Origin of the sequence: Sphingomonas sp. HMP9 (genome assembly GCF_013374115.1) — a bacterium.
In the GTDB taxonomy this organism is placed as follows: domain Bacteria; phylum Pseudomonadota; class Alphaproteobacteria; order Sphingomonadales; family Sphingomonadaceae; genus Sphingomonas.
Map to the genome: position 1 here is coordinate 524,352 of NZ_AP022673.1, position 22,256 is coordinate 546,607.

The following is a 22,256-nucleotide window of genomic DNA, read 5'->3' on the forward strand; positions in this document are numbered from 1 at the left end:
GCACCGTTCAATGCCTTGGCGTTCGATGCAAGCGCTGGTGTCACCGTACCGCGCCGCGATCGCGCAAGCTCGCGACGTCGTCGTGGGTATAGCCGAGCGTCGCGAGGATCGCATCGGTATCCGCGCCCAATGCCGGTGCCGCCTGATCCGGATGCTCGACGCCGCCCGCACGGATCGACGAGGCGATGCCGGGCAGGGGGCCGTGCTCGGGATGCTGGAAGTCGATGATCCGCTTCGATTCCACGAGAAACGGGTTGTCGAGCGCCTGCTGGACATCAAGCACCGGTGCGGCAGGCACCCGGCCTTCGAACCGCTGCATCCAGTCCGCAGTGGTGCGGGTCGACAGGACCGCATCGAGATCGGCGTTGAAGGCTGGCCTGTTCTCCAGCCGGGCGGCGAAGGTCGCGTAGCGTGGATCGGTCGCCCATTCGGGACGCTCGATCAGCCCGCACAAGACCTCGAAGAACTTTTCCTTGTTGCACATTACGAAGATCCAGCCGTCGCTGGTCGTGTAGAGCTGGCTGGGGGTCAGCGACGGGTGGCTCGAGCGCGACGTGCGCTCCACGGTGACGCCGCCATTAAGATACCATTCGGCGACGTAATTGAGGTTGCCGAGCGCGACGTCGAACAGGCTGACGTCGAGATCGCGGCCGATCCCGCTGCCGCGTGCAGAAACGACGCCGGCCAGGATCGCCAGCGCAGCGGTGGTGCCGGTCATGAAGTCAACGATCGACAGCCCGAAGCGCGCGGGCGGCGTGCCGGGTTCGCCGGTCAGCGACAGATAACCTGCCTCGGCCTGCATCAGATAGTCATAGCCGGGCCACGCCGCGCGACTGCCGGTGCGGCCATAGGCGGACAGGTGGACGCACGCGATCGCCGGGTTAAATGGTGACAGCGCTGCATAATCGAGCCCGAGCTTGGCCGGCAGGTCGCCTCGCAAGTTGTTGAACACCACGTCCGATTCCGCGACGAGCTTCTCCAGCACCGCACGTCCGTCGGCGCTCTTCAGATCGAGGCCGATGCTGCGCTTGTTGCGGTTCAGCGATTCGTAGAAATGGCTGTCGCCGGGCGCGAAGAAATACGGGCCGACATGCCGACCGATATCGCCGCCGTCCTTGTGATTCTCGATCTTGATGACCTCGGCACCAAGATCGGCAAGCTGCTGCGTGCCGAAGGGGCCTGCACCATATTGTTCGACCGCGACGATGCGGAGGCCTGCCAGGGGCTGATTGGGGGCTGGCTGGCTCATGCCGGGTTCCGCGCGATGATCTGCTTGGCGATGATGATCCGCTGGAGTTCGTTGGTGCCTTCGCCGATCGTCAGCAGGGGCGCGTCGCGGTAAAGCCGCTCGACATTATATTCCTTCGAATAGCCGTAACCGCCGAAGATCCGCATCGCCTCGATCGCATTCTCCAGCCCCGCTTCAGTCGCGAAATACTTCGCCATGCCGGCTTCCATGTCGCAGCGCTCGCCGCGGTCATACGCCTTGGCCGCCGCTTCGGTGAGCAGGCGCGCGGCATAGGTGCGCGTCGTCATTTCGCCCAGTTTCAGCTGGATCGCCTGATGCTCGCAGATCGGCTTGCCGAAGGTCTTGCGCGTCTGCGAATAGGCGACCGCCTCGTTGAGGGCCGCCTGCGCGATCCCGACGCCGCGCGCGGCGACGTTGATGCGGCCAAGTTCGAGCCCGCCCAGCACCTGCTTCAGGCCGACGCCTTCGATCCCGCCAATGAGGCGATCGACCGGGACGCGATATCCGTCGAAGGTCAGCGCGTTGCTGTCGATGCCCTTGTACCCAAGCTTCTCCAGCTTTTTCGACACGATGAACCCGTCGCCGCGCTCAGCGATCAGCAGGCTCATGCCCTTGTGACGCGGCTCGGCGGTCGTGTCGGTCTTGACCAGCAGCAGGATGGTGTTGCCCGAGCCGGAATTGGTGATCCACATCTTGCTGCCGTTGACGACATAGTCGTCGCCGTCGCGGACCGCGGTGGTGCGGATCGCCTGCAAATCGGTGCCCGCATCGGGCTCGGTCAGGCCGATGCCGCCGCGCAATTCGCCGGTCGCGAACTTGGGCAGGTAATGATCCTTCTGCGCTTCCGTGCCGCAGCGCTGCACGGTCATCGCCATGATCATGTGGCTGTTGATGATCCCCGCGACCGACATCCACACGGTCGAGATCTTCTCGATGATGCGGACATAGGTCAGCGTCGAGACGCCGAACCCGCCGAATTCGGGCGCGATCATGAGCCCGAACAGGCCCATCTCCTTCATCGTGTCGACGATCTTCTGCGGATATTCATCGTCATGTTCGAGTTGGTGGACGAACGGCTTCACATCGGTCTCGAGGAACTTGTCGATCGAATCGAGGATCATGATTTCTTCGTCAGTCATCGCGCCATCGGCGGCGATCGCGTTTGCCAGGGTCATACAGATACTCCTTGAGGGGCGGTGGCGCCGGCGAGAATATCGCCGAGTGCGGAAGCTGGGTGCCGGTCCATGTCGAGCACGGCGGCGCGGATGTGCGCGGCGCGTGTCGCGTCGACCGTGCGAGCGGCGTTTTCGAAATATTTGGCGTCGATGTCGGCGTTGCTCAGCGGCCGGTCGGATGCGCCGCGGTTGATCGCCTCGCGGTGGCGCAGCATCCGGCCGTCGTGTGTTTCGACGATGACTTCGCCGGTGAAATGCTTGGGATAGTCGCTGTCCGGGTCGATCGCGTAGTCGACGCGGGTCGCGAGATCGAGCACCGCCGGATCGTTCAGCGCCACCGGATCGAGTGCGTCGAGCGTGAACTTGCCGGTCAGCAGCGCGGTCGCGACCGTGTAGGGGATCGAGAATTGCGCATCGTAACCGGTTCGCGGCGTCCGCTTTGGCGCGACAGGCTCGCAGACGATCGGGATGACCGCCTCGGGCACCAGCACGATGACCTTGGCGATATCGGCGGCGGTCAGGTCGTAGGCCGCGCGCAACGCGATCGCCGCATCGATCGCGGCGTGCGTCATGTGGCACGCGGGAAGCGGCTTCACCGAGACCGCCTCGACCTCCCAGGTCTCGCCGAGCGCTTCGGTCGCCTGCGCAAGCAGGGCTGGGGCGGCGTCCTGGAGATAGAGCGCATACAGGCCGAACCGGCCCTCGTACGCCGCTAGCGGTCCGACGAAGCCGCGCTTGGCGAGCGTGGCGGCGGTCAATGCCGAGCTTGCCGCCCAGCCGGGATGCAACCGCTTGGTCCACGCGCCGTCAGCCAGGAATTCGAGGCTCCCGGCGGCCATCGACAGCACGATCCCCTGCGCCATCGCGATCTGCTGCGTGTGGAGCCCTAGCAACTTGCCGGCGGCGAGCGTCGATCCGAATGCGCCGATCAATCCGGTCGGGTGGAAGCCGAAGCCGTGGAACCCGCCCGCGCCGACGGCCGCGACCCTGGTCGAGACCTCCATCGCCGCGACGTAGGCGACAAGCAGGTCGGCCCCCGAAACGCCCGCCTTGTCCGCCGCGACGAGCGCGGTCGGAAAGGCGCTCACGGTCGCATGGATGATCCCGCGTGCATGCGTGTCGTCATAGTCGAGGCCGTGCGTGATCAGCCCGTTCATCAGGGCCGCATCACGCATCGCGAGCGTACGGCCATAGCCGAGCACCGGTGCCGTGCCGCTGCCGAGATCCCCGGCGGCGGCGAAGCTTGCCTCCGCCCAGGGGGCGCCGACCGCTGCGAGCCCTGTGCCGACCGAATCCAGGATCAGATGGCGTGCTCGCTCCTTGACCCGCTCGGGAATGGCATCGATCGTCAGGCCAGTCGCGAAATCGGCGAAGACTTGCGAGAGTGTCACTTGGCGGCTCCCCCGTTTATCAGCGAGTCATCGGCGACGTCGTCGAGCGACTGGCCGGTCGTCTCGATGTTCAGCAAACCGACCGCAGCGATCATGCAGGCCAGCACCACGCCGACCATGCCGAGTACACCCTCCAGCCCGAAGCGCTCGAACAGCGCGACGGTGGCATAGGGCGTGACCATCGATGCGGCCCGCCCGCACATTCCGGCGAAACCGGTGCCGCGCAGCCGATAGGCGGTCGGGAATAGTTCGGGGATATAGGCGAACAGCGCCAGCGTCACGAGCGTGTAAATGCTGGAGACGAGCAGGAAGCCGGTCAGCGGCACCATCAGGTCGCCGTGGGCATTCGGATACAGGAAGCCGAAGATCATGATCACGACGGCGGTTGCGATCAGCGAGGCGCGGCGCGAGATCCGGTCGGCGATGCCGATCGCGACGACCGCACCGAACACGCTGCCGAACGACATCAGCGTCGTGTACCAGAGCGAGGTGACAATGCCGGTGCCGTGGCTGACCAGGAAGGTCGGCAACCACGCGACGAAGCCGTAGACCGAGACGTTGACCGCGATCGCGGCGAGCGTCGCGGCGATCAGGCGGCGGCGCAGTTTCGATCCGAACAGCGCGGAAAGCGGTGCGTGGACCTTGGGTACCACGCGGACCGCTGGCACCGGGGCGAGCGGGCCCTTGTGTGCGGTGACCTCGGCTTCGATCTCGCGCAGCGTCGCCTCGGCCTCGTCGTTGCGACCGACCGATTCCAGCCAACGCGGCGATTCCGGCATCTTCTTGCGCATCACCCAGACGATCAGCGCAAGTATGCCCCCGATCGCGAACATGTAGCGCCAGCCGAGCGTCGGGATGACGATATAGCCGACCGAGGTTGCGACCAGCAGGCCAGAATTGACGACCATCCCCATGATCGACACCCAGCGGCCACGATAGGCCGGCGGGATGAACTCGCCGAGCGTACCTGCCGCGACTACCAGTTCGGCGCCGAGACCAATGCCCATGATGAAGCGGCAGCCGATCAGGAACGTCATGTTGGGCGAGAAGATCGCCGCGATCGACGCTATCCCGAACAGCGCCAGGTTGAACTGGTAGGATGCGCGACGCCCGAAGCGATCGCCGACATAGCCGGCCATGCCTGCGCCGATCATCATGCCGAGGAACGTCATCGACATGAACACCGCGGCTTGCGCCAGCGTCGAGAAACCCTCGGCCTTCAAAGCGGCGATCACGCCACCCGCGAGATAAACGTCGAACGCGTCGAGGAACGCACCCGCGCTGATCAGCCCCAGGATACGCCAGTGGAATCGGGAGATGGGCAGACGGTCCAGCCTGGCTCCTGCGTTGACGGCGATGGTATCGGCCATGGGGCTACCTCTCTTCGGAATGACGACGGGCCGGGTCTTCTTTGGTCGAAGCTCTCGCAGCCCGCGCAGGGGACGTCCGACCACCGACGGCGGCCGATTAGTCGATCGGTCGGGCTATTTGTCGTCGGGAGATTCGCCGCGCTTGTAGACGAGCGAGTTGCGCGTGAACTCCATGATCTGCTTGGCGTCCTGGTTGAACGCGCGGGTGCGCGTAGTGACGATCCCCTGGGTCGGGCGCGACTTCGAGTCGCGGATCTCGAGCACTTCGGTTTCCGCGGTCAACGTATCTCCGCCGAACACCGGATGGGTCAGCTTGATCTCGGTCCAGCCGAGATTGGCGGGCGACTTGCCGCTTACGTCGTTGACCGTCATACCGAGCACGATCGCCAGCGTCAGTCCGCTGTTGACCAGCAGCCGCCCGAACTCGCTCTTGGCGGCATATTGCGCGTCGCAGTGCATCGGGTGCGCGTTCATCGTCATCAGCGAGAACTGGATATTGTCCGCATCGGTGATCGTCCGCCCGGGGCGATGCTCGTAAATGTCGCCGACGACGAAATCCTCGAGATAGCGGCCGTAACTCGCGCGGTAGCGCTGTTCACCGATCTTGATAGCCGAAAGGCTCATACATCCTCCTTATCGCTTTGTACGGACATTATCGAACTCATGGTACGCTGGCAAGTCGCCAGCGCGCTGCGGTGCGTCGTCAGAACGCCACTTCAGCCCTTGCCGCGAACGTGTCGCCGGTATCGCGGCCCGTGAAACTGCCGGTGCGGTTGTCGGTACGGAAATGAATATAGTCCGCCATGAACCGGAAATTGTTGGTGAGCGACCAGTTCAGCCCCAGCGTTCCGGCGGTGCCGGTTCCGCCGAGGGGCAAATCCGAGCTGTCCAGATCCTCGTATCGGACGACCGCTTCCAGCGCCCCCCAGCCACCGTCCAGTACCGAGTGGAGCACGTTTGGTGCCACGTACGTGCCGCTCCGCGAGGCGTAGGTCGGGGTCTCGCCGGTGATCCAGAAGCCGCCGTTGATCGACAGGGCCTTGATCTTCGCGCTGCGGAACGTCGAGGTCGGTCCGCCGTGGACGGTACGCTGGCCGTATTCCGAGAACGCGTAGAACGGCCCGAGCGTGCCGCCCAATTCAAGGCCGAACGCCTTTGATCCGTCCGCCCCGGTCAGCGCCGCGGACTCGACGCGCACGCTGTTGTTGATCGCCCCCGACATGTTCTGCGCAAACGTTGTCGGTAGGGTCGTGTCGGGTATGTTCTCGCTATATGCCCAGCCGCCGACATGGATCAGGCCATGCTTGGTAAGGATCGGGTTCCAGTGCACCCGGCCCAGCACCATGCGGTTGTCGCTGCGCGTGAAATCATTGTCGATCGCGTCGCCGTGCACGCCTAGGCTGGCGTGCCAGTTCTTGCCGCCGGCGCGACCGACCACGCCGAGCAGGTAGACGCGGCCACCCTGCGTCGCGAGTGCGGTGGTGTTGATGTTGGTGGTGATGAACGGATTGGCGGTCGCCGCGGTGCCGATATCGATCCCGCGATCGGTAATAAGATTGCCGAAGCGGATGTCGGTGTCGGTCTCCCCGAACTTCTGGCGGTACCCGACGAAGGTCTGCACGACCTCGGTCGCATTGCGGCGGAAATCGGCCTCGAACTGGTAGAACAGGTGATCGCCGATCGTGCCGACGCCGCCGAAGCGGAACTGGCGCAGCGTCGACACGGTGATGTTGCGGCGATCGAAATCCGACCCGCCGGTCGAGGACAGATCGGCGAGGATGCGACCGCGCGGCTTGAAGGTGAACTTGCCGTTTCGGCTGCTGAAAACCGGCGCGCCGCGGCTCCAGTCGACCGCCAGATCGGCGGGCAACGCGACCCCGCCGGCGCTCGTGGTCTGCAGATTGCCGACGGGGACAGGAGCGATCTTGGCGCCGGCGTCCGCCGCCTGCGTCGCGACCTGCACGCGCGTGGGCGGTGGTGTCGGGGCGGCCGGGAGCGGGGCATTTGCCGCCAGGGCGCGGCTTGCTTTGACCTTGGCATTGGCGATCATCGTATCGGCACGTTCGCGGCTGACCAGCTTGGTCTCGACCATCTCGTCGATCAGCGCCAGCATCGTCTGGTACGACGGGTCAGTATCGAGCGGGGACGCGGTCTGCGCCCGGGCTGCCGATGGCAGTACCGCGAGCAATGCACACAGCGATACGGCGTACGAATGACGCATACAGACATCCTCTCGAGATCGGGATCGTCCGTCTTCCGCGGCGCGATATCCTGGAACCAGCTTCACTGGGGAAGGATAGTCTTAATGTCCGTACAAATGCGCTGTCGACACTGATTTCCGCGTTGAGCCGATCAGGCGCTGATCGATCGGGGTCGATCGGGGTCGGGTTGATCAGGGCATATGCGGGATCGTGGTGCGCGGCGCGAGGTCGGGTCGCATGCGGATCAACCCTTCCTGCGTCACATGCGCGACCGCCTGCCCGTCGCGGCTATGGAACACCCCGCGAGCGATGCCGCGACCATGTCCCGACCATGGGCTCTCGCTGCTATACAAAAGCCAGTCGTCGAGCGGCACGTCCTCGTGGAACCACATCGCGTGATCGAGGCTCGCGGTCTGCATGCTGTGCTCGAACATGGTGACGCCGTGTGGGATCAGCGACGCACTAAGCAGCGCGTAGTCGGACAGATAGGCGAGCACGCCCCGGCGAATCGCGGGATCGGTCGGCGCACTGCCCCGGAATCGGATCCAGACATGCGACACGGGCATGCCGGGTTCGGTCTGGAGGAATGCGGGCACGCCGCATGGCCGGATATCGAAGGCGGACGGCTGGCCGAGGAACGCGACGGCTTGCGCGGAGATACCCGCATATTCGCCAGCGAGGATGTCGAGCGAGCGCAGCGCCTCCGGCGGCGGAAGATCGGGCATCGCGACCGCATGCTCCAGGCCCGCTTCCGGTCGTTGAAACGATGCGGCGAGCGTCAGGATCGTCGCGCCGTTCTGGCTCGCGGTGACGCGGCGGTTGGCGAACGACTTGCCGTCGAAGTCGCGCTCGACCCGGAAGATGATCGGTTGCGTCTCGGTGCCGGCACGCAGGAAATAGGCGTGCATGCTGTGCGCCACGGCGGGTCCGTCGACCGAACGCTGCGCCGCCATCAGTGCCTGTGCCACGACCTGCCCGCCGAAGACGCGCGCGGTTGCGCCGGGTCGCTGCGGTCCGCGGAACAGGTCGGTATCGAGCGGTTCGAGATCGAGCAGCGCGACCAGTTCGGCGGCGAGGCCGGGCGTCGATAGGGTGTTGGTCATCGCCGCCCGTACCGCGCGCGCGACCAGCGTCAAAGCGGCGCGGTCAGCTTTGGTCGGCGGCGAGCACCTTGGTCGGGGCGATCTCGTCGACGCGACCCGCGAGGTCGAGCAGGTCGCGGTGGAGCCGACCCGCGGCAAAGGCGAGCCCGAACACGCGGCCCGACGCGTCGAAATCCAGGGTTGCCGCGGCGTCGCTACGGCGGAACCGATCGAGCGCGGTACCGAACATCCGATAGCAGGCTTCGACGTCGCTCCGGTCGACCTTGCCGCGCATGCGCAGCGCCTCCGAACACCGGGTCGCCAGCGCGGCATGCGCGGTCAGCATCGCCGCCGATGGCTTGGCGAGCGCTGCCATTGCCACCGGCGGCAGCGGTTCGTCGAGTGCGCGACCGCTCAGCACCAGGTCGTTGCGGATCCGCCAGAGCGTGCGCGGGACGGCGGCGGGAATACCGTGATCGGCAAGGCGCGAGGCTCGCTCGCGGTCGGCATCCTTCATCGCCAGCTCGACCGCGGCCAGCGCATGACGCAGCGCCGCGTGTTCGGGGGACGATGGCAGTGCGAGCCCGGCGGTCAGCGCGTCCGCCTGCGCGCGCAGCATCCGTTCGATATGGCTCAGCACGGCCAGCGTGCGCGCGATCACCACGCCGTGCGACCGCGCTGGTAATATGAACATCGCCGCCAGTACGCCGATCATGCCGCCGAGACCGATCTCGATGATGCGATCGCGGACGAACGTCTGCACCGGGGCACCCGGCGGCGCGCTGAGCAGCATGATTGCGGCGGTGACCGGCGCGATCCGCAACCGCGGCCGGACCGACGCCACGAGTGCCGCGATGCCGGTGACGGTGACGAGCACCAGTCCGAGTTCGAGCGTATCGGTCCGCCCGAGCGCCGCGCCGATCCCGCCGAGAACTGCACCGAGCAACGTCCCCAGCAACCGATCGGTCGCGGCGCCGAGCGTTCCCCCGATCGACGCCTGCATCACGATCAGCACGGTGAATACCGCCCAATATCCCTCGTGCAAGCCTAGCGTCTTGTACGCAACGAACGCCGCCGCCGTCCCCGCGATTACACGGACCGTATGACGCAGGCTATCCGCATTCCCGTTGAACAGAGCGCCTGGCCGGTATTTCAATGTCAGCGCTTTTCCTCCAAATTTCCGTAAAGTAGTTCGCCGGCGGTAATGCTCGTACCCGCAATCGTAAATCGCCATGATTCGCTTAGCGACAATCCGATTGGCTGACATTGTCGCCCTGCGGCCGATGGCTTCGCGTCAGTCTTATGCTCGCGCAGGACGCCAATGATCTGATTCTCGATAGATCGGCCATGCAGCATCACTTCTCCCCTTCTGACGAGATAACTTACCAGTCGGATGAATTCTGCGGAGCAGGTCAGAGGAGATAACCGCACCAGCTATACGTCGCGGGCTCCGCATCCTGCTCCGTACCGCCGTCATGATTGACTGCTCAAGTCAGCGGCAAACATGAACGGATGTCGGAAGTTGGAACGGCAAAAGCCGCACCGCGATGACCGAATGTGGGTCATTGCGCAGTTTTTAAGAGATCGGAGCGGGACTGGGCGGGCTCGACCGGTAACAGGAAGGCTATTGCCGGGGTCTCTCTAACCGCTTTCCGCGGGTCGACCGAGGTATCTGGCATATCAAAACGAGTAGGAGAATGGTTCATTCTGAATCCTATTTCGGCTCTCACAGCCTCAGCCACAAATGTAATTAACTATCTACAACCTAAAGTTTCTATCCCGAACCAAACATGGGTCTTGTAAATTTATGAACTTAGAATGTAACAGAATTTAAGACAGTAGGCGGGGCGTAAATGACTACAGGATCAGCCAAGCGAGCGAACGGCAGATCTTGTCCCCGGCCCGCCATATGGGGCGCCGCATTCACCGGCGTCGTTCTGCTATCCACGGCCGCAACGGCACAGGTTTCATCGCCCGCCGATCAGGAACAGGCCCGTATCCGCGCGCAGCAGCAGGCGGCGGAACGGGCGGCGCGGGAGGCGGCGCCGGTCGCGACGATCGAGCGCGCCGCACCAGCGCCGCTGGGGCCCTTCCCGGTGGAGGCCAGCTGCTTCACGGTGCGCGATATCGTCGTCGAGAATGCGGCACGCGGTAAGCTGCGATGGGTGCCGGGTTTCGTCGCGCAGTATCGTGGGCGGTGCGTTGGGACCGCTGGTCTCGATTACATCATCCGCAGTCTGCAGGGCGCGTTCATCGAGCGTGGTCTGGTGACGACGCGTGCGGGTTTGCCCGAACAGGATTTGGCCAGCGGCACGCTGCGCATCGTCGTGGTGCCGGGCATCGTCGAGGGCATCCGGGTCAACAAGACAGACAGAGCTAAGGTGTGGGGGCGCGCGACGCCGGTTGGGCGCGGCGACCTCCTCGATCTTCGTGCGCTCGAGCAGGGGCTGGAGCAGATGCGCAGCGTTCCCGGTCGAACCGTCGGCGTCGACATCGTGCCGGGGGATGCACCGGGCCAGTCGGTTCTGGACGTCACGGTAGACCAGGCGCGGCCGATTGCCGGATCGCTGTCGATCAACAACTTCGCCGGCGAGCGGGTCGGTCGCTATCAGGGCTCGGCGCAGATTGCCGAACTCGGGCAGCTGGGCTTTTCGGAGGTCATCAGCGCCTATTACAACCGCCGAACGGATTCGCCGGGCGTGCCTGCCGACAGCCGCGGCGTCGGCGGCTCGATCTCCGTGCCGGCCGGGTGGTGGACGTTCAACGCGAGCGGCTCCGCCAATCGTTACAGCCAGACCGTCAACGGTGAAGTCAGCAGCTTCGGGACACGCGGCACGCTCGACCGGGTCGCGATCGGTGCTGAGCGGGTCTTCTACCGCGATCAGACGACCAAGGACTCGATCAGCGTCGGGCTGGCCCGGCGATGGGGTCGCAACTTCATCAACGACGTCGAGATCGGCATCCAGCGGCAGGATCTCACCGATCTCGAAGTGCGCCTGATCGACCGGCGCACGTTCGGCGCGGCGCGCTTCGACGGGTCGGTGGGCGTCCGGTTCGGTCTCGGGATCCTCGGGGCGCAGAAGCAGCCGGACGATCGGCCCGATGCGCTGCCGAGCGCACGGTACCGGATCGTCAGTGCCGACTTCGGGCTGTTCGTGCCCTTGGGGCAGGGCTTCATCGACGGATACCGTGCCGAGTTTCACGGGCAGGTCAGCGACCGGAACCTGTTCGGCTCCGACCTCATACAGATCGGCGGTCCGTACACGATCCGTGGCCTCGATACCGACACGGCGGAATTGGGGCGAGACGGCTTCTACCTTCGCCAGGAGCTGGGTGCCAAAATCACCGATGGGTTCCGTCCGTATGTCCTGTTCGACATGGGCGAGGTCCGCAAAGGGACCGGCGCGCGCGGCGGCGCCGGCCTCGGGCTGAGGGCGCGGCGTGGGCCGTTCTTCGTCGACGTATTCGGGGCGCGTCCGGTGTTCGGGCGCCAGATCCCCAATCGCAACCGCGTTCGGTTCGGCCTTTCCGCCGGTGTAGGATTTTGAGCATGACCAAGCTGACCTTCGCCGTGCTGCGTCGCCGGATGCGTTCGGCGAGCGCGCTGTCCCCGCTCGGCGGCGGCGCGGGGCTCGCGGCGCTGTTGTTGGTCGCGACGGTGCCGGCACGGGGCCAAGACGGCGGTGCGCCTAATCCCGTCGTCCCGGTGCCCGGTGGCGCGACGCATCTTGAGTACGGCGCGAACGGCGTGCCAGTGGTCAAGATCGCAGCGCCGGACGCAAGAGGGACCAGCTACAATCGCTATCAGGCGTTCAACGTCGACGCGCGCGGTGTCGTGCTCAACAACAGCGACAAGATCGTCCAGAGCCGGCTCGCAGGCTATATCGACGGCAACGCGCAGCTGAAGGCATCGGGCGGGGCGTCGCTGATCGTCAACGAGGTGGTCGCCGCCAATCCGTCTAGCCTGCGCGGCTATATCGAGGTTGCCGGCAAGACCGCCGATCTGGTGCTCGCCAATCCCTACGGCATCTCGTGCAACGGTTGCGGTTTCGTCAACGCGCCGCGCGTGACGCTCGCCGCTGCGCAACCGCTGGTCGACGGCGCCGGCGCGCTCAGCGGATTCCGGACGGCGACCGGTACGATCGACGTGTCCGGCAGCGGGCTCGATGCGACGAATGCGCGGCTCGACCTGTTCGCGCGCGCCGTCTCGATCAACGCCGGCCTGTATGCGGATACCGTGACCGCCAGCCTCGGTGCGGGCGACATCACGCGCGACGGTGACATCGTCGTAGTTGGGCAGCGGACCGCAGCACAGCCGAGCCAGCCCGCCTTTGCGCTCGACGTGGCGGCGATCGGCGGGATGTATGCGCGCTCGATCAAGCTGATCGGCACCGAGCGCGGGCTCGGCGTCAACGTCGCAGGCGATCTCGCGGGCCTCGAACAGGGCGTGACGCTGTCGTTCGATGGCAGGATATCGGTGCCCGGTGCGATCACGGCGAAGACCGCCGTCGCGATCGAGACCGCTGGTGCGCTCGACGTCGCCGGCCAGATCTACGGCGAAGGCACGACGATGCTGAACGGTGCGAGCCTGACGGGCAACGGCCTGATCGGCAGTGGCGGCGATCTCACCGTCACGACCGGTGCGCTGAGCAGCGGTGGCACGCTCGCCGCCGGCCTGACCCGTGACGGACGTGTCACGCAGGCTGGCACGTTGCGGCTCGACGTCGGCGGCACGGCGGCGCTGACGGGGCGAGTGTTGGCGCGCGACGCCGTGTCGTTGACGGCGAGCACCATCGTCAACCACGGACTTGCGAGCGGCGGGACGCTGACGTTGCGCACCGCGACGCTCGACAATGGCGGCGGCACGATCGATGCGCGGATGGCGCTCGACGCGCAGGCGGGCGCGGTCAGCAATATCGGCGGCGTGATCCAGTCCGGCGGCGCGCTGGCACTCACCGGCAGCAGCTTGGCGAACGATCGTGGCGCGGTGCTGGCGCTCGGCAGCGGCGCGCTGACGCTGGGCTTTACCGGCGCGATCGGTGGCAGCAGTGGGCAGATCGGCGGCAATGGCGATGTGTCGGTCAGGGCGGGCGCGCTCGGCATCGACGGCGTGGCGGGCAGCATCACGGCGAGCAAGGCGCTCGATCTCAATGTCGACGGCGATTTTACGATTACCGGCAACGGTCTGGTCGCGGGCGGCGGTGCGACGACGGCCAATGTCGGCGCGCTCGGCGTCATCGAAGGCGGCTTGCAGGGCGGCAGTGCACTGACCGTGCGCGCAGGCTCGGTCACGATCGGCAGTGGTGGCCAGGTCAGCGGTGGCAGCGTGATTGCCGACACGGTCGGTACGATGACGAACGCCGGCCTGATAGCGAGCGCAGGACGGGTCGACCTGACCGCCGCCACGCTGACGAACACCGGCACAATTTCGGGCAATGGCGGCGCGAGCCTGAAGGCTGCGGGGGTCGTCGCGCAGGACGCTCTGGTCGCGTCCGACGGCGCTATCGACATAAACGCCGGAGCATTCACCTCGCGTGGCGGCACGGTCGAAGCGGGTGGGGCGCTCGGCGTCACCGCCGGATCGGTGGCGCTCGATCGCGCCAGCCTGACCGCGCTCGGATCGGGCACGCTGACGCTGGCAAGCCGGAGCGCGTTGACCGCATCCGGCTCACGCATCGGCAGCAACGGCACCGTCGCGATCGGCGCCACGACGCTGGCGTTCACCGACAGTCGGATCACCGCGCTAGGTGCGCTCGCGCTCGATGCTACGGCGGGCGACCTTGCGTTCGGTAGTGGCGCGACGATCGAGAATGGCGGCGACCTGACGCTGACAGCGACGGGCACGCTGAGCCACACCGCCGATATCGTTGGCCGCGGACAGAATCTGACGCTGCGCGCGGCGACGATCGACAACCGCGGCGGTGTCATACTGCATCTCGGCACCGGCACGCTCGCACTGACTGGAACCGGCGCGATCGACAATAGCGGCGGTCGGATCGCAACCAATGGCGCGCTGTCGCTGATCGCCGGCACGTTCGCCAACACCGGTGGCACGCTCACCTCGGCGGGCGGCGCCGGACTTACGATCGCCAGCGATCTGGCGAACGAGAATGGCCTGATCGCAGCGGGCGGCGGCCTCACGCTTCGGGCCGGTGCGACCCGCAACGCCAGAGGATCGTTCGAAGCCGCCGGCCCGCTGGACGCGCGTCTTACCGCGCTCGACGGCGGTACGTTTATCGCGACCGGTTCGGCGGGAACGCTGACGCTCGACGTCCGCGATGCGATCAGCGGTTCGGTCCTGGTCGGCGCCACCACCGATGGCACCGTTACCGCGAGTTCGCTCAACCTTGCCAGCGGGTCGCGCCTGACGGCGGGCGGGATGCTAACGGTCGGCGCGCGCGACGGGGATATCGCGCTGGCGGGGGGCACACTCGATGCGGCGAAGCTTGCGCTGACCTCGGCGCGCGCGATCCTCACCGGCGATGGCGGATTGATCCAGTCGACCGGCGCGACGACGATCGCGGCGGACTCGCTGACCACGAGTGGTGGGCGCGTTGTCGCGGGCGGCAAGCTCGACGTGAACGCGAGCACGCTGGATAATCGCAACGGTTTGCTGGCGTCGGGCGCCGATGGCGCGACCTTCACCGTCAACACGCTGGCCAACGATCGCGGCACGCTCGGCGGCGACGGGTCCGTCGTCGTGACGGCGACGAGCGTCGACAATGGGGCAGGCACGCTTGCGGCAGGCGGCGACCTGACGCTGTCGACCGCAGGCCTGGTCAACGCCACCGGCGGGCAGATCTGGGCGGATCGCGATGCGCGGGTGACTGCGACGGGCACGCTCGCTAACCGCGGGAGCATCGCCGCTGCACGCGACCTGACCGTCAAGGCTGGCGCACTCGACGGCGGCAGCGGAGTCGGCGCCGGCACGCTCGCCGGCGGCCGACTGCTCGACATCAACTCGGGCGGCGGCACGTTCGGGCGGCTCGTCGCACCGACCGCGCTGACGCTCGGCATAACCGGTGATTTGACCAATGCCGCTGGCGAGACGATCGCGACGCAGGGTGCGCTGACGCTCAACATCGGTGGCAGCTTTACTAACGCGGGCACGGTGCAAGGCGGCACCGCGATCGGCATCGCCACGGGTGGATCGATCGCCAACCAGGCCAGCGGCACGATCGCCGCGCCGACGCTGACGCTGACGGCCGGGACGACCTTCGATAACCAAGGGCTCCTCAACGGCGGGGCTGTATCGGCGACCGCGGCACAGATCGCCAATGGTGGCGCGATCTTCGGCGACAGCGTCGCGTTGTCCGGCACTGGCGGCATCGTCAACGCGGGCGACAGCGCGGTGATCGCCACCCGGAGCGGCCTCCTGTCGCTCTCGAGCGGTGGCGACATCGTCAACCGCGATGGCGCGCTGCTCTACAGTCTCGGCAATCTGGTCGTCACCGGCGTTGGTGAAGCGGGGCGTGCTGGCTCGCTGCAGAACCTCTCCTCCGACATTCAGGCGCAAGGCGACATCGCGATCGCCGCGACCCGCCTGCTCAACGATCGTACCGTGTTCACCACCGAAGAGGCGCTCGTCTCCAGTCGAGACGTCGAGACGATCGACAACCGCAATCGGCGCAACAGGACCATAACCCAGTATCTGGAGACGATCACCGACACAAAGATCCTTGCCGACAGCGGGCAAGCCCGGATCATCGGCACCAATGTCACGATCGATGCCGACAGCGTCACCAACCGCCTGTCCACCATCAGCGCAGCGGGCAATCTCGGGGTCGGCGCCGCCGCCGTGACCAACACGGCGTTCACCGGGTACTACACCACCAAGCAGGACGGCGTGATCCTCGGCCAGACGCGCAGTTGCCCCTTCTTGATCGGGTGCGGCGATTGGCGGACGCGAACGACGACGCCGCTTAATACCGTCGATGCGCAGGCGACCTTCACGACCCCGTCGACGATCACCGCGCAGGGCACGCTGACGATCGACGCGGTCACGATCGACAATCTCGTCCTGACCCCGGATGGCAGCACCGCGGACATCTTCGCCGCCAGTGCGCGGCCCGGTGCCGTGACGGCGGGTGGCGCCGTGAACGTCGTGACGCCGGGTGCGGTCGTCGCACCCGGCGGCGCGCCCGGCGCCATCGCCGGCACCGCGATCGATCCGACCTTCGGGTTCGCGGTCAAGCCACCGATCGATCGCGCGAGCGGCGGTGCGGGTAGCGCGACGCTCGATCTGGGCGGACTGTTCCAGTTCGCGGGGTCGAGTTCGCAGGTGCTGGTCCAGGCGGACCCGCGGTTCAACAATTACGACACCTTCCTCTCTAGCGACTATTTTCTCGACAAGCTCGGCTATGATCCGTCGCGCGTGCAGCGCCGGCTCGGCGACGGGCTTTACGAGCAGCAACTGATCGCGAACCAGCTTGTCGCGCTGGTCGGCGCGCAGCGACTGGTCGGCTATGGCGACAATCAGGGCCAGTATCGCGCGCTGCTCGATGCGGGCGCGACCTTCACAAAGACCTATAATCTGGCGCTCGGCGTATCTCTCTCGCCGACACAGATGGCGACACTGACCAGCGACATCGTGCTGCTCGTGGAAACCACCGTCCAGACCCCGTCGGGACCGCAGACGGTGCTCGCGCCGCGCGTCTATCTGACCAAGGCCGCCGCCGGCGATCTGACCAGCGGGGGCGCCATCATCGCAGGGCGCGATATTCAGCTGCGTGCATCGGACTCGCTGACCAATGCGGGCGTCATCCGTGCGAGCGCCAGCGGCACGCTGGTCGGCGGCACGATCGTCAACAGCGGACGGCTGGATCTGGGCAGCCGCGGCATCGTCTCGGCGAGCGGCGACCTGATCGATCGTGGCGGTGCGATCACCGGCGGCGACCTGACGCTGGCGGCGGGCCGCGATCTGACGCTCGCACCGGTCGCGACGACGCGCACCGTCGCGACGCGCTACTATGGCGGACGTTCGGACCAGCAGGTCTCGCTGACGACGACGACGACCAATCGCGGCAGCGATATCGCCGCGACGGGCAATCTCGATCTGCTCGCGGGGCGAACGCTGTCGGTCACCGGCGCGAGCGCGGCGGCAGGCGGCAATCTGGTCGCTTCCGTCGGCCAGAACATCGCGATCGGCAGCGCGACCGACAGCGGCACCGCGTTTGCGATCGGCCGCGAGGGCAAGACGCTGTTCACGCAAACCCAGACCGAAAGCAGCAATGTCCTGTCGGATCTGCGGGCGGGCGGCAACGTCACGCTGGCGACGCCGGGTGCGCTGGCGGTAAACGGCGGTACGATCACGGCGGGCAGGGCACTTACGGTGGACGCCGGCAGCATCGGCGTGACCGGTGTGGTCGACAGCACGCAGCTGCAACGCGACACGCAGAAGACCTCGAGCGGCTTCCTGTCCTCTACCAAGACCACCACGGCCTATACCGGCACCGATCAGAGCGTCGTCGCCTCGACGCTGTCGGGCGACACCGTCGCGCTCCGCAGCGCGGGCGACACGCGAATTGCTGGTTCCAACGTCGTCGCGGACAACGGCGTATCGATCGCCGCGGGTGGCGCGATCGACGTCGGAACGCTAACCGCGACCGACACCGAACTGCAATCGACACGGGTCAAGAAGAGCGGCCTGTCGATCGATGGCGGCGGGCTGTTCCTCGGCGTCGCCAAGAACCGCAACGACGTGAACACGACCAGCGTCACGAACACCGGCTCGCTGATCGGTTCGACTACCGGCGATGTGACGCTCGATGCCGGTCGCGCGCTCACCGTGACCGGCAGCCAGGTGACCGGCACGGGTCTCACCCGGCTGACCGGCGAAAGCGTCGCGATCCGCAATGCGACCGACGTGACGACCACCGACACGCTCAACAAATCGTCGAGCATCGGCTTCAGCGTCGGCGCGCAAAGCCCCGTGCTGAGCGGGTTGCAGGGTGTTCGCGATTCTGGGCGCATCCTCGGCAACGCCAACACGAACGCGCGGACCAGCGCGGTGACCGGGCTCGCAGGCGGACTGGCCGCGTACAACGCCGCGGATGCGCTCAAGGACGGCGTTACCAATCTCGCGGCGGTCGGCGTCAGCTTCGGCGTGTCGAGCAGCAAGGCGACCTCGAACACGCGCGACGAGACCAATGTCGCGAGCCGGATCGCCGGCAACGACGTGGCGATCGCGGCACGCGGCGCGGGTGCAGCCTCGACGATCGCGGTGCAGGGCAGTGAGGTCACGGCGGCGCGCAACCTGTCGCTGACCGCACCGGGTGCGATCACGCTCACGTCAGGCACCGAGACCGACACGGTGGAGCAACAGAACAAGTCCTCCGGTTTCTCGGTCGGCGTCCAGCTCGGCCTGTCCGGCGGCGTTACCCCGAACGCGTCGTTCAATGCAGGCAAGGGGAGCGCGAGTGGCACCGACGTGCGCCACGTCGAGAGCGTCCTCAGCGCCGGCAACGCGGTCTCGATCGCGACACCCGACGCGCTGACGCTGCGTGGCGCTCAGGTGATCGGCAACCGCGTCGACGTGAACGCGGGTTCGCTCGCGATCGTCAGCGAACAGGACCGCGCCACGTACGCCGAGCGCCAGCGCAATCTCGGCCTTTCCGTGAGCGCCGATATCAGCGGTGCCGGCCGAAAGCTCGGTGGCAACCTGACCAACAGCAGCCAGACCGGCGACTTCGCCAGCGTGCGCGAGCAATCGGGCATCTACGCTGGTCAGGGTGGCTACGGCATCACCGTCGCTGGTAACACGAAACTGGTCGGCGGCGTTATCGCTAGCGAGACTGCGGCGGCGCAGAACCGGCTGACGACGGGCACGCTGACCGCCAGCGACATCGCCAACCGCGAACAGTACAAGGCAAGTTCGCTCAGCGTCGGTGGCGGCATCGGCGGCGTCGGCAAGGACGGGAACGGGAAGTCGACCGCCCCCGGCACACCGGGAAGCACGCTACCGGGCATCTCTACGGGCATCGGCATGATCAGCGCCACCCCACCAGTCGCACTAGGCGCATCGGGCAAGCAGTCCGGTACGACCTATTCTGCGATAGCGCCGGGCGCGATCGACATAACGTCGGGCGATACTGCCAGCCGCATCGTGGCGGCGACGATCGGGCGTGACACGACAGGCTCCAATGCCGGTGCACTGACCCAGCAATACGACGCGAACAAGCGCGAAGAAATCGCGCTTGGTTTCGCAGCAGCGACGCAGCTTGCCAATCAGACGGGCACCTTCTTCGCCAATCGGGCGGCAGAAGAGCAGCAGGCACGGTTGAAGGCTGACGAAGCGCAGGGGCAGTTGGCCCGCGGGTCGGATATGGCGGGCAATCCGCTAACAGATGCCGCGCGCGAGCAACTGAGTCGGACGGTCGTGGCAGAGACGGATCGCGCGCGGAATCTGCGCGACAGCTTCGGTGCGGGAAGTGCGGCGCGGGTCATAGCGACTGCAATCAACGGGGCTGCTGGAAGCAACGTCACCGGCAGCTTCACCGGACTTGTCCAAAGCGCGGCCGCGAACGTCATTCAAAGCCTGGCTGTGACCCAGGTGAAGTCGATCGCCGACAGCTTGCAGAACACGCGGGGCGACGCCTCCGTACAGAGCGAAACAGTCCGAGCGGCGTTGCAGGCGGTCGTCGGTTGCGCCGGCGGGGCAGCTGGCGGCGGCGGGTGCGGCAGCGGAGCTACGGGGGCGGCTACCAGCGTCGTTCTGAACTACCTGCTGACAAGCTACGCCGATGCGAAGCCGGCGATCGATCCAGTGACGGGCCGGCCGGCCGAACGCGCGCTGCAGGATCAGGAAGCGCGCAAGAACCTCGTTGCTACGGTCGTTGCTGGCGTCGCCGCCGGTAGTGGGCTCGACATTTCGACCGCTGCACTCGCTGCGCAAACTGAGACTGAGAACAACGATCTCGGTGGTGCGCGCACTTGCAGGATCGCATCACCGAACTGCAAGGGCCCGCCGATCGATCAGTATCTGGCCAAGCCTGAGGTCCGCAACCTCGTGGCTATGCTGAAGCTGACCGACGCACAGGCCCGTGCCTGTCTGCAGCCCGGACCTGAATGCGCTTCGGTCGCGAACTATCGACGCGGGCTGATCGCTGAACTGTCGCGCGACGGGTCGGCCAATCCTGACGACGTTGCAAGAGTCCAGGCGGCGGGCCTGAGTGAACTGGGCGGCATTACGGCGCAGGCCGAGGCCGATCGGCAGTATATGAAAGCACTTCGCTCCAGCGATCCGACGCTGGCCGACAAGCTTGCTGAGCAGTCGCTCGCAGTACGCACGCTCGTCTATCAAGACGTCGTCAACAATGCTGGCGACAACGTGGTCGGGCGTCTCTCCGCCGGAGTGCTCGGAACGCTGTTCGACGAAGATACGCTTGCCGACATGTACTTGGCTAAAAAGAGCGACGCGGCCGGCGAACGGCATGGTGCCTTTGACGAAGCGCTCGCGCGGTTCGGCGCAAACGCGACCAACATCGCCAACATGACGCGGACGACCGCCGACGCCGAAGCGGCGCGCCGCTTAGCTGCCGGAACTCCGAAAGCGTTGGTCCAAGCCTACCTGTTCAAGGAGTATTACAACGCGGCCGCTGACGAGCGAACCAGTGTAGCGCTACTCGGGCAGGTCATCTTTCTTGGTGACTACGTTTCCGACCCGACGCGCGTTGCCGGCAACGGTATCACGGGAGCGGTGCAGGGGATAGATGACGTCCTGCTCGACGACACCGCTGCCGCCGAATACGTACGGCGCTTTGGCGGTAAGGTTAATGCCTTCGCGCAGTCGAGCCTGACCGACAAGGCCACGACGCTCGGAACGGCGCAAGGATCAGCCACCGCGGCGGCCATCGATGTCGTGGTTTCGCGTGGAGGGTCCGCACTGGCTGATGCAGCTTTCGTGGGGCGGGCCGCCGCCGCCCCTGGCACCGTGGCGGGCACCTTGCCGACTCGGCCGCGTGCGCTTGGGATAAGCGATGCCGCCATGCCCGAAGCGGATTTCGGTACAGGTATCTATTTGTCGGCCGACAAGATCACCGAGATCATGAACCTGCCGAAGACACAGCGTCCGGATGCATCGACCTATCTTTCGGCTGCCCAGATCGAAGCGCATCTCGCTCCGTTCCGCGGCGGCGCAACGAAGATCAAGTATGGCGCTCCTAAAAGCGTCGAAGGGCCCCAGGGAGGTACATTCGTCATGTCCACGTTGGAGGCTGACAGCGCGATCGGTCGTGCAGGAGGCGATATCGGTGCTCTGGAGCGAATTCTCGGCTTGGCCCCGGGAGATCTCGGGACTGCACCTGTACGGGTCGATATTCCCAATCCGGTAAATCTGCGCATACCCAGTGGCCGTGAACTCGGAGCCAACTCCTCGTTCATCCCTGGTGGTACCACCTCAGGCGGTGTCCGCGAAGCGACGATCGACCCCGTTCCGGTCGGCAGCTATACGGTCACTCCCTTGTTTGGAAAAAAACCATGAATGATCTGGTGTTCGATGATTACGGGATTCGGATCATTTCCGAAGACGGCCGAATGGTTGCCGAATATGATAGTGGCGAGTCGGCGGGTTCGCATCTGATCAGGCATTATATTTCGGACGCTCAGGCTGAGCAGGCGATGCGTAGCGAGCATGACGCATATCTGCTGGCCATATCATTGGAGGGAACGCCCGAGGTTCCTTCTCCCAACACTGTCGGACCAAATGCGACTATCGTCAGGGATGGCGAGTAGTTCGAAGACGCCGAGTAGGGGAATTCAGTGTCCCGCCATCGCAAACCAGCTATGGAC

11 protein-coding genes are annotated in these 22,256 nt (G+C 66.0%); 3 read left to right on the forward strand and 8 right to left on the reverse strand.

Translation table 11 applies throughout. The annotated features are described in order from the left end of the window. Positions 1-40 precede the first annotated feature (40 nt). The 8 genes from HMP09_RS02395 to HMP09_RS02430 all read right to left on the reverse strand — a co-directional run bounded on the left by HMP09_RS02395 (position 41) and on the right by HMP09_RS02430 (position 9,624). A complete protein-coding gene (locus HMP09_RS02395; protein ID WP_176499022.1) occupies positions 41-1,249 on the reverse strand; it encodes a CaiB/BaiF CoA transferase family protein in 1,209 nt (402 codons plus the stop codon). Beyond that, positions 1,246-2,424: an acyl-CoA dehydrogenase family protein gene (locus HMP09_RS02400; RefSeq protein WP_176499023.1), complete on the reverse strand. Its 1,179-nt coding sequence runs from the start codon at positions 2,422-2,424 to the stop codon at positions 1,246-1,248. Before HMP09_RS02400 ends, HMP09_RS02395 begins: the two co-directional genes overlap by 4 nt. Then, positions 2,421-3,815 carry an MmgE/PrpD family protein gene (locus HMP09_RS02405; protein ID WP_176499024.1) on the reverse strand — a complete coding sequence of 465 codons (1,395 nt, stop codon included), beginning with the start codon at positions 3,813-3,815 and terminating at the stop codon, positions 2,421-2,423. The genes HMP09_RS02400 and HMP09_RS02405 overlap by 4 nt, the downstream gene beginning before the upstream one ends. Beyond that, positions 3,812-5,185: an MFS transporter gene (locus HMP09_RS02410; protein WP_176499025.1), complete on the reverse strand. Its 1,374-nt coding sequence runs from the start codon at positions 5,183-5,185 to the stop codon at positions 3,812-3,814. The genes HMP09_RS02405 and HMP09_RS02410 overlap by 4 nt, the downstream gene beginning before the upstream one ends. Before the next feature lie 114 nt (positions 5,186-5,299). Next, positions 5,300-5,809 carry a MaoC family dehydratase gene (locus HMP09_RS02415; RefSeq protein WP_176499026.1) on the reverse strand — a complete coding sequence of 170 codons (510 nt, stop codon included), beginning with the start codon at positions 5,807-5,809 and terminating at the stop codon, positions 5,300-5,302. A gap of 79 nt (positions 5,810-5,888) precedes the next feature. After that, the gene (locus HMP09_RS02420) at positions 5,889-7,406 is read right to left on the reverse strand and encodes an OprO/OprP family phosphate-selective porin (RefSeq protein WP_176499027.1); all 1,518 of its coding nucleotides are present in this window, start codon (positions 7,404-7,406) and stop codon (positions 5,889-5,891) included. 171 nt (positions 7,407-7,577) lie between these two features. Then, on the reverse strand, positions 7,578-8,489 hold the full coding sequence (locus HMP09_RS02425; protein ID WP_176499028.1) for an acyl-CoA thioesterase: 912 nt from the start codon (positions 8,487-8,489) through the stop codon (positions 7,578-7,580). Positions 8,490-8,532: 43 nt separating this feature from the next. Further along, the gene (locus HMP09_RS02430) at positions 8,533-9,624 is read right to left on the reverse strand and encodes an FUSC family protein (protein ID WP_197942451.1); all 1,092 of its coding nucleotides are present in this window, start codon (positions 9,622-9,624) and stop codon (positions 8,533-8,535) included. A gap of 697 nt (positions 9,625-10,321) precedes the next feature. On the opposite strand from HMP09_RS02430, the gene HMP09_RS02435 reads away from it, so the two are divergent. Genes HMP09_RS02435 through HMP09_RS02445 form a run of 3 tightly spaced genes read left to right on the forward strand, consistent with a single transcriptional unit; the run spans position 10,322 to position 22,199 of the window. Beyond that, a complete protein-coding gene (locus HMP09_RS02435; RefSeq protein WP_176499030.1) occupies positions 10,322-12,016 on the forward strand; it encodes a ShlB/FhaC/HecB family hemolysin secretion/activation protein in 1,695 nt (564 codons plus the stop codon). A gap of 2 nt (positions 12,017-12,018) precedes the next feature. After that, positions 12,019-21,948, forward strand: coding sequence for a two-partner secretion domain-containing protein (locus HMP09_RS02440; RefSeq protein ID WP_176499031.1), 9,930 nt, complete (start codon positions 12,019-12,021; stop codon positions 21,946-21,948). Then, entirely contained in the window at positions 21,945-22,199 is a 255-nt protein-coding gene (locus tag HMP09_RS02445) for a hypothetical protein (RefSeq protein WP_176499032.1), read from the forward strand. The genes HMP09_RS02440 and HMP09_RS02445 overlap by 4 nt, the downstream gene beginning before the upstream one ends. Positions 22,200-22,256: the final 57 nt, after the last annotated feature.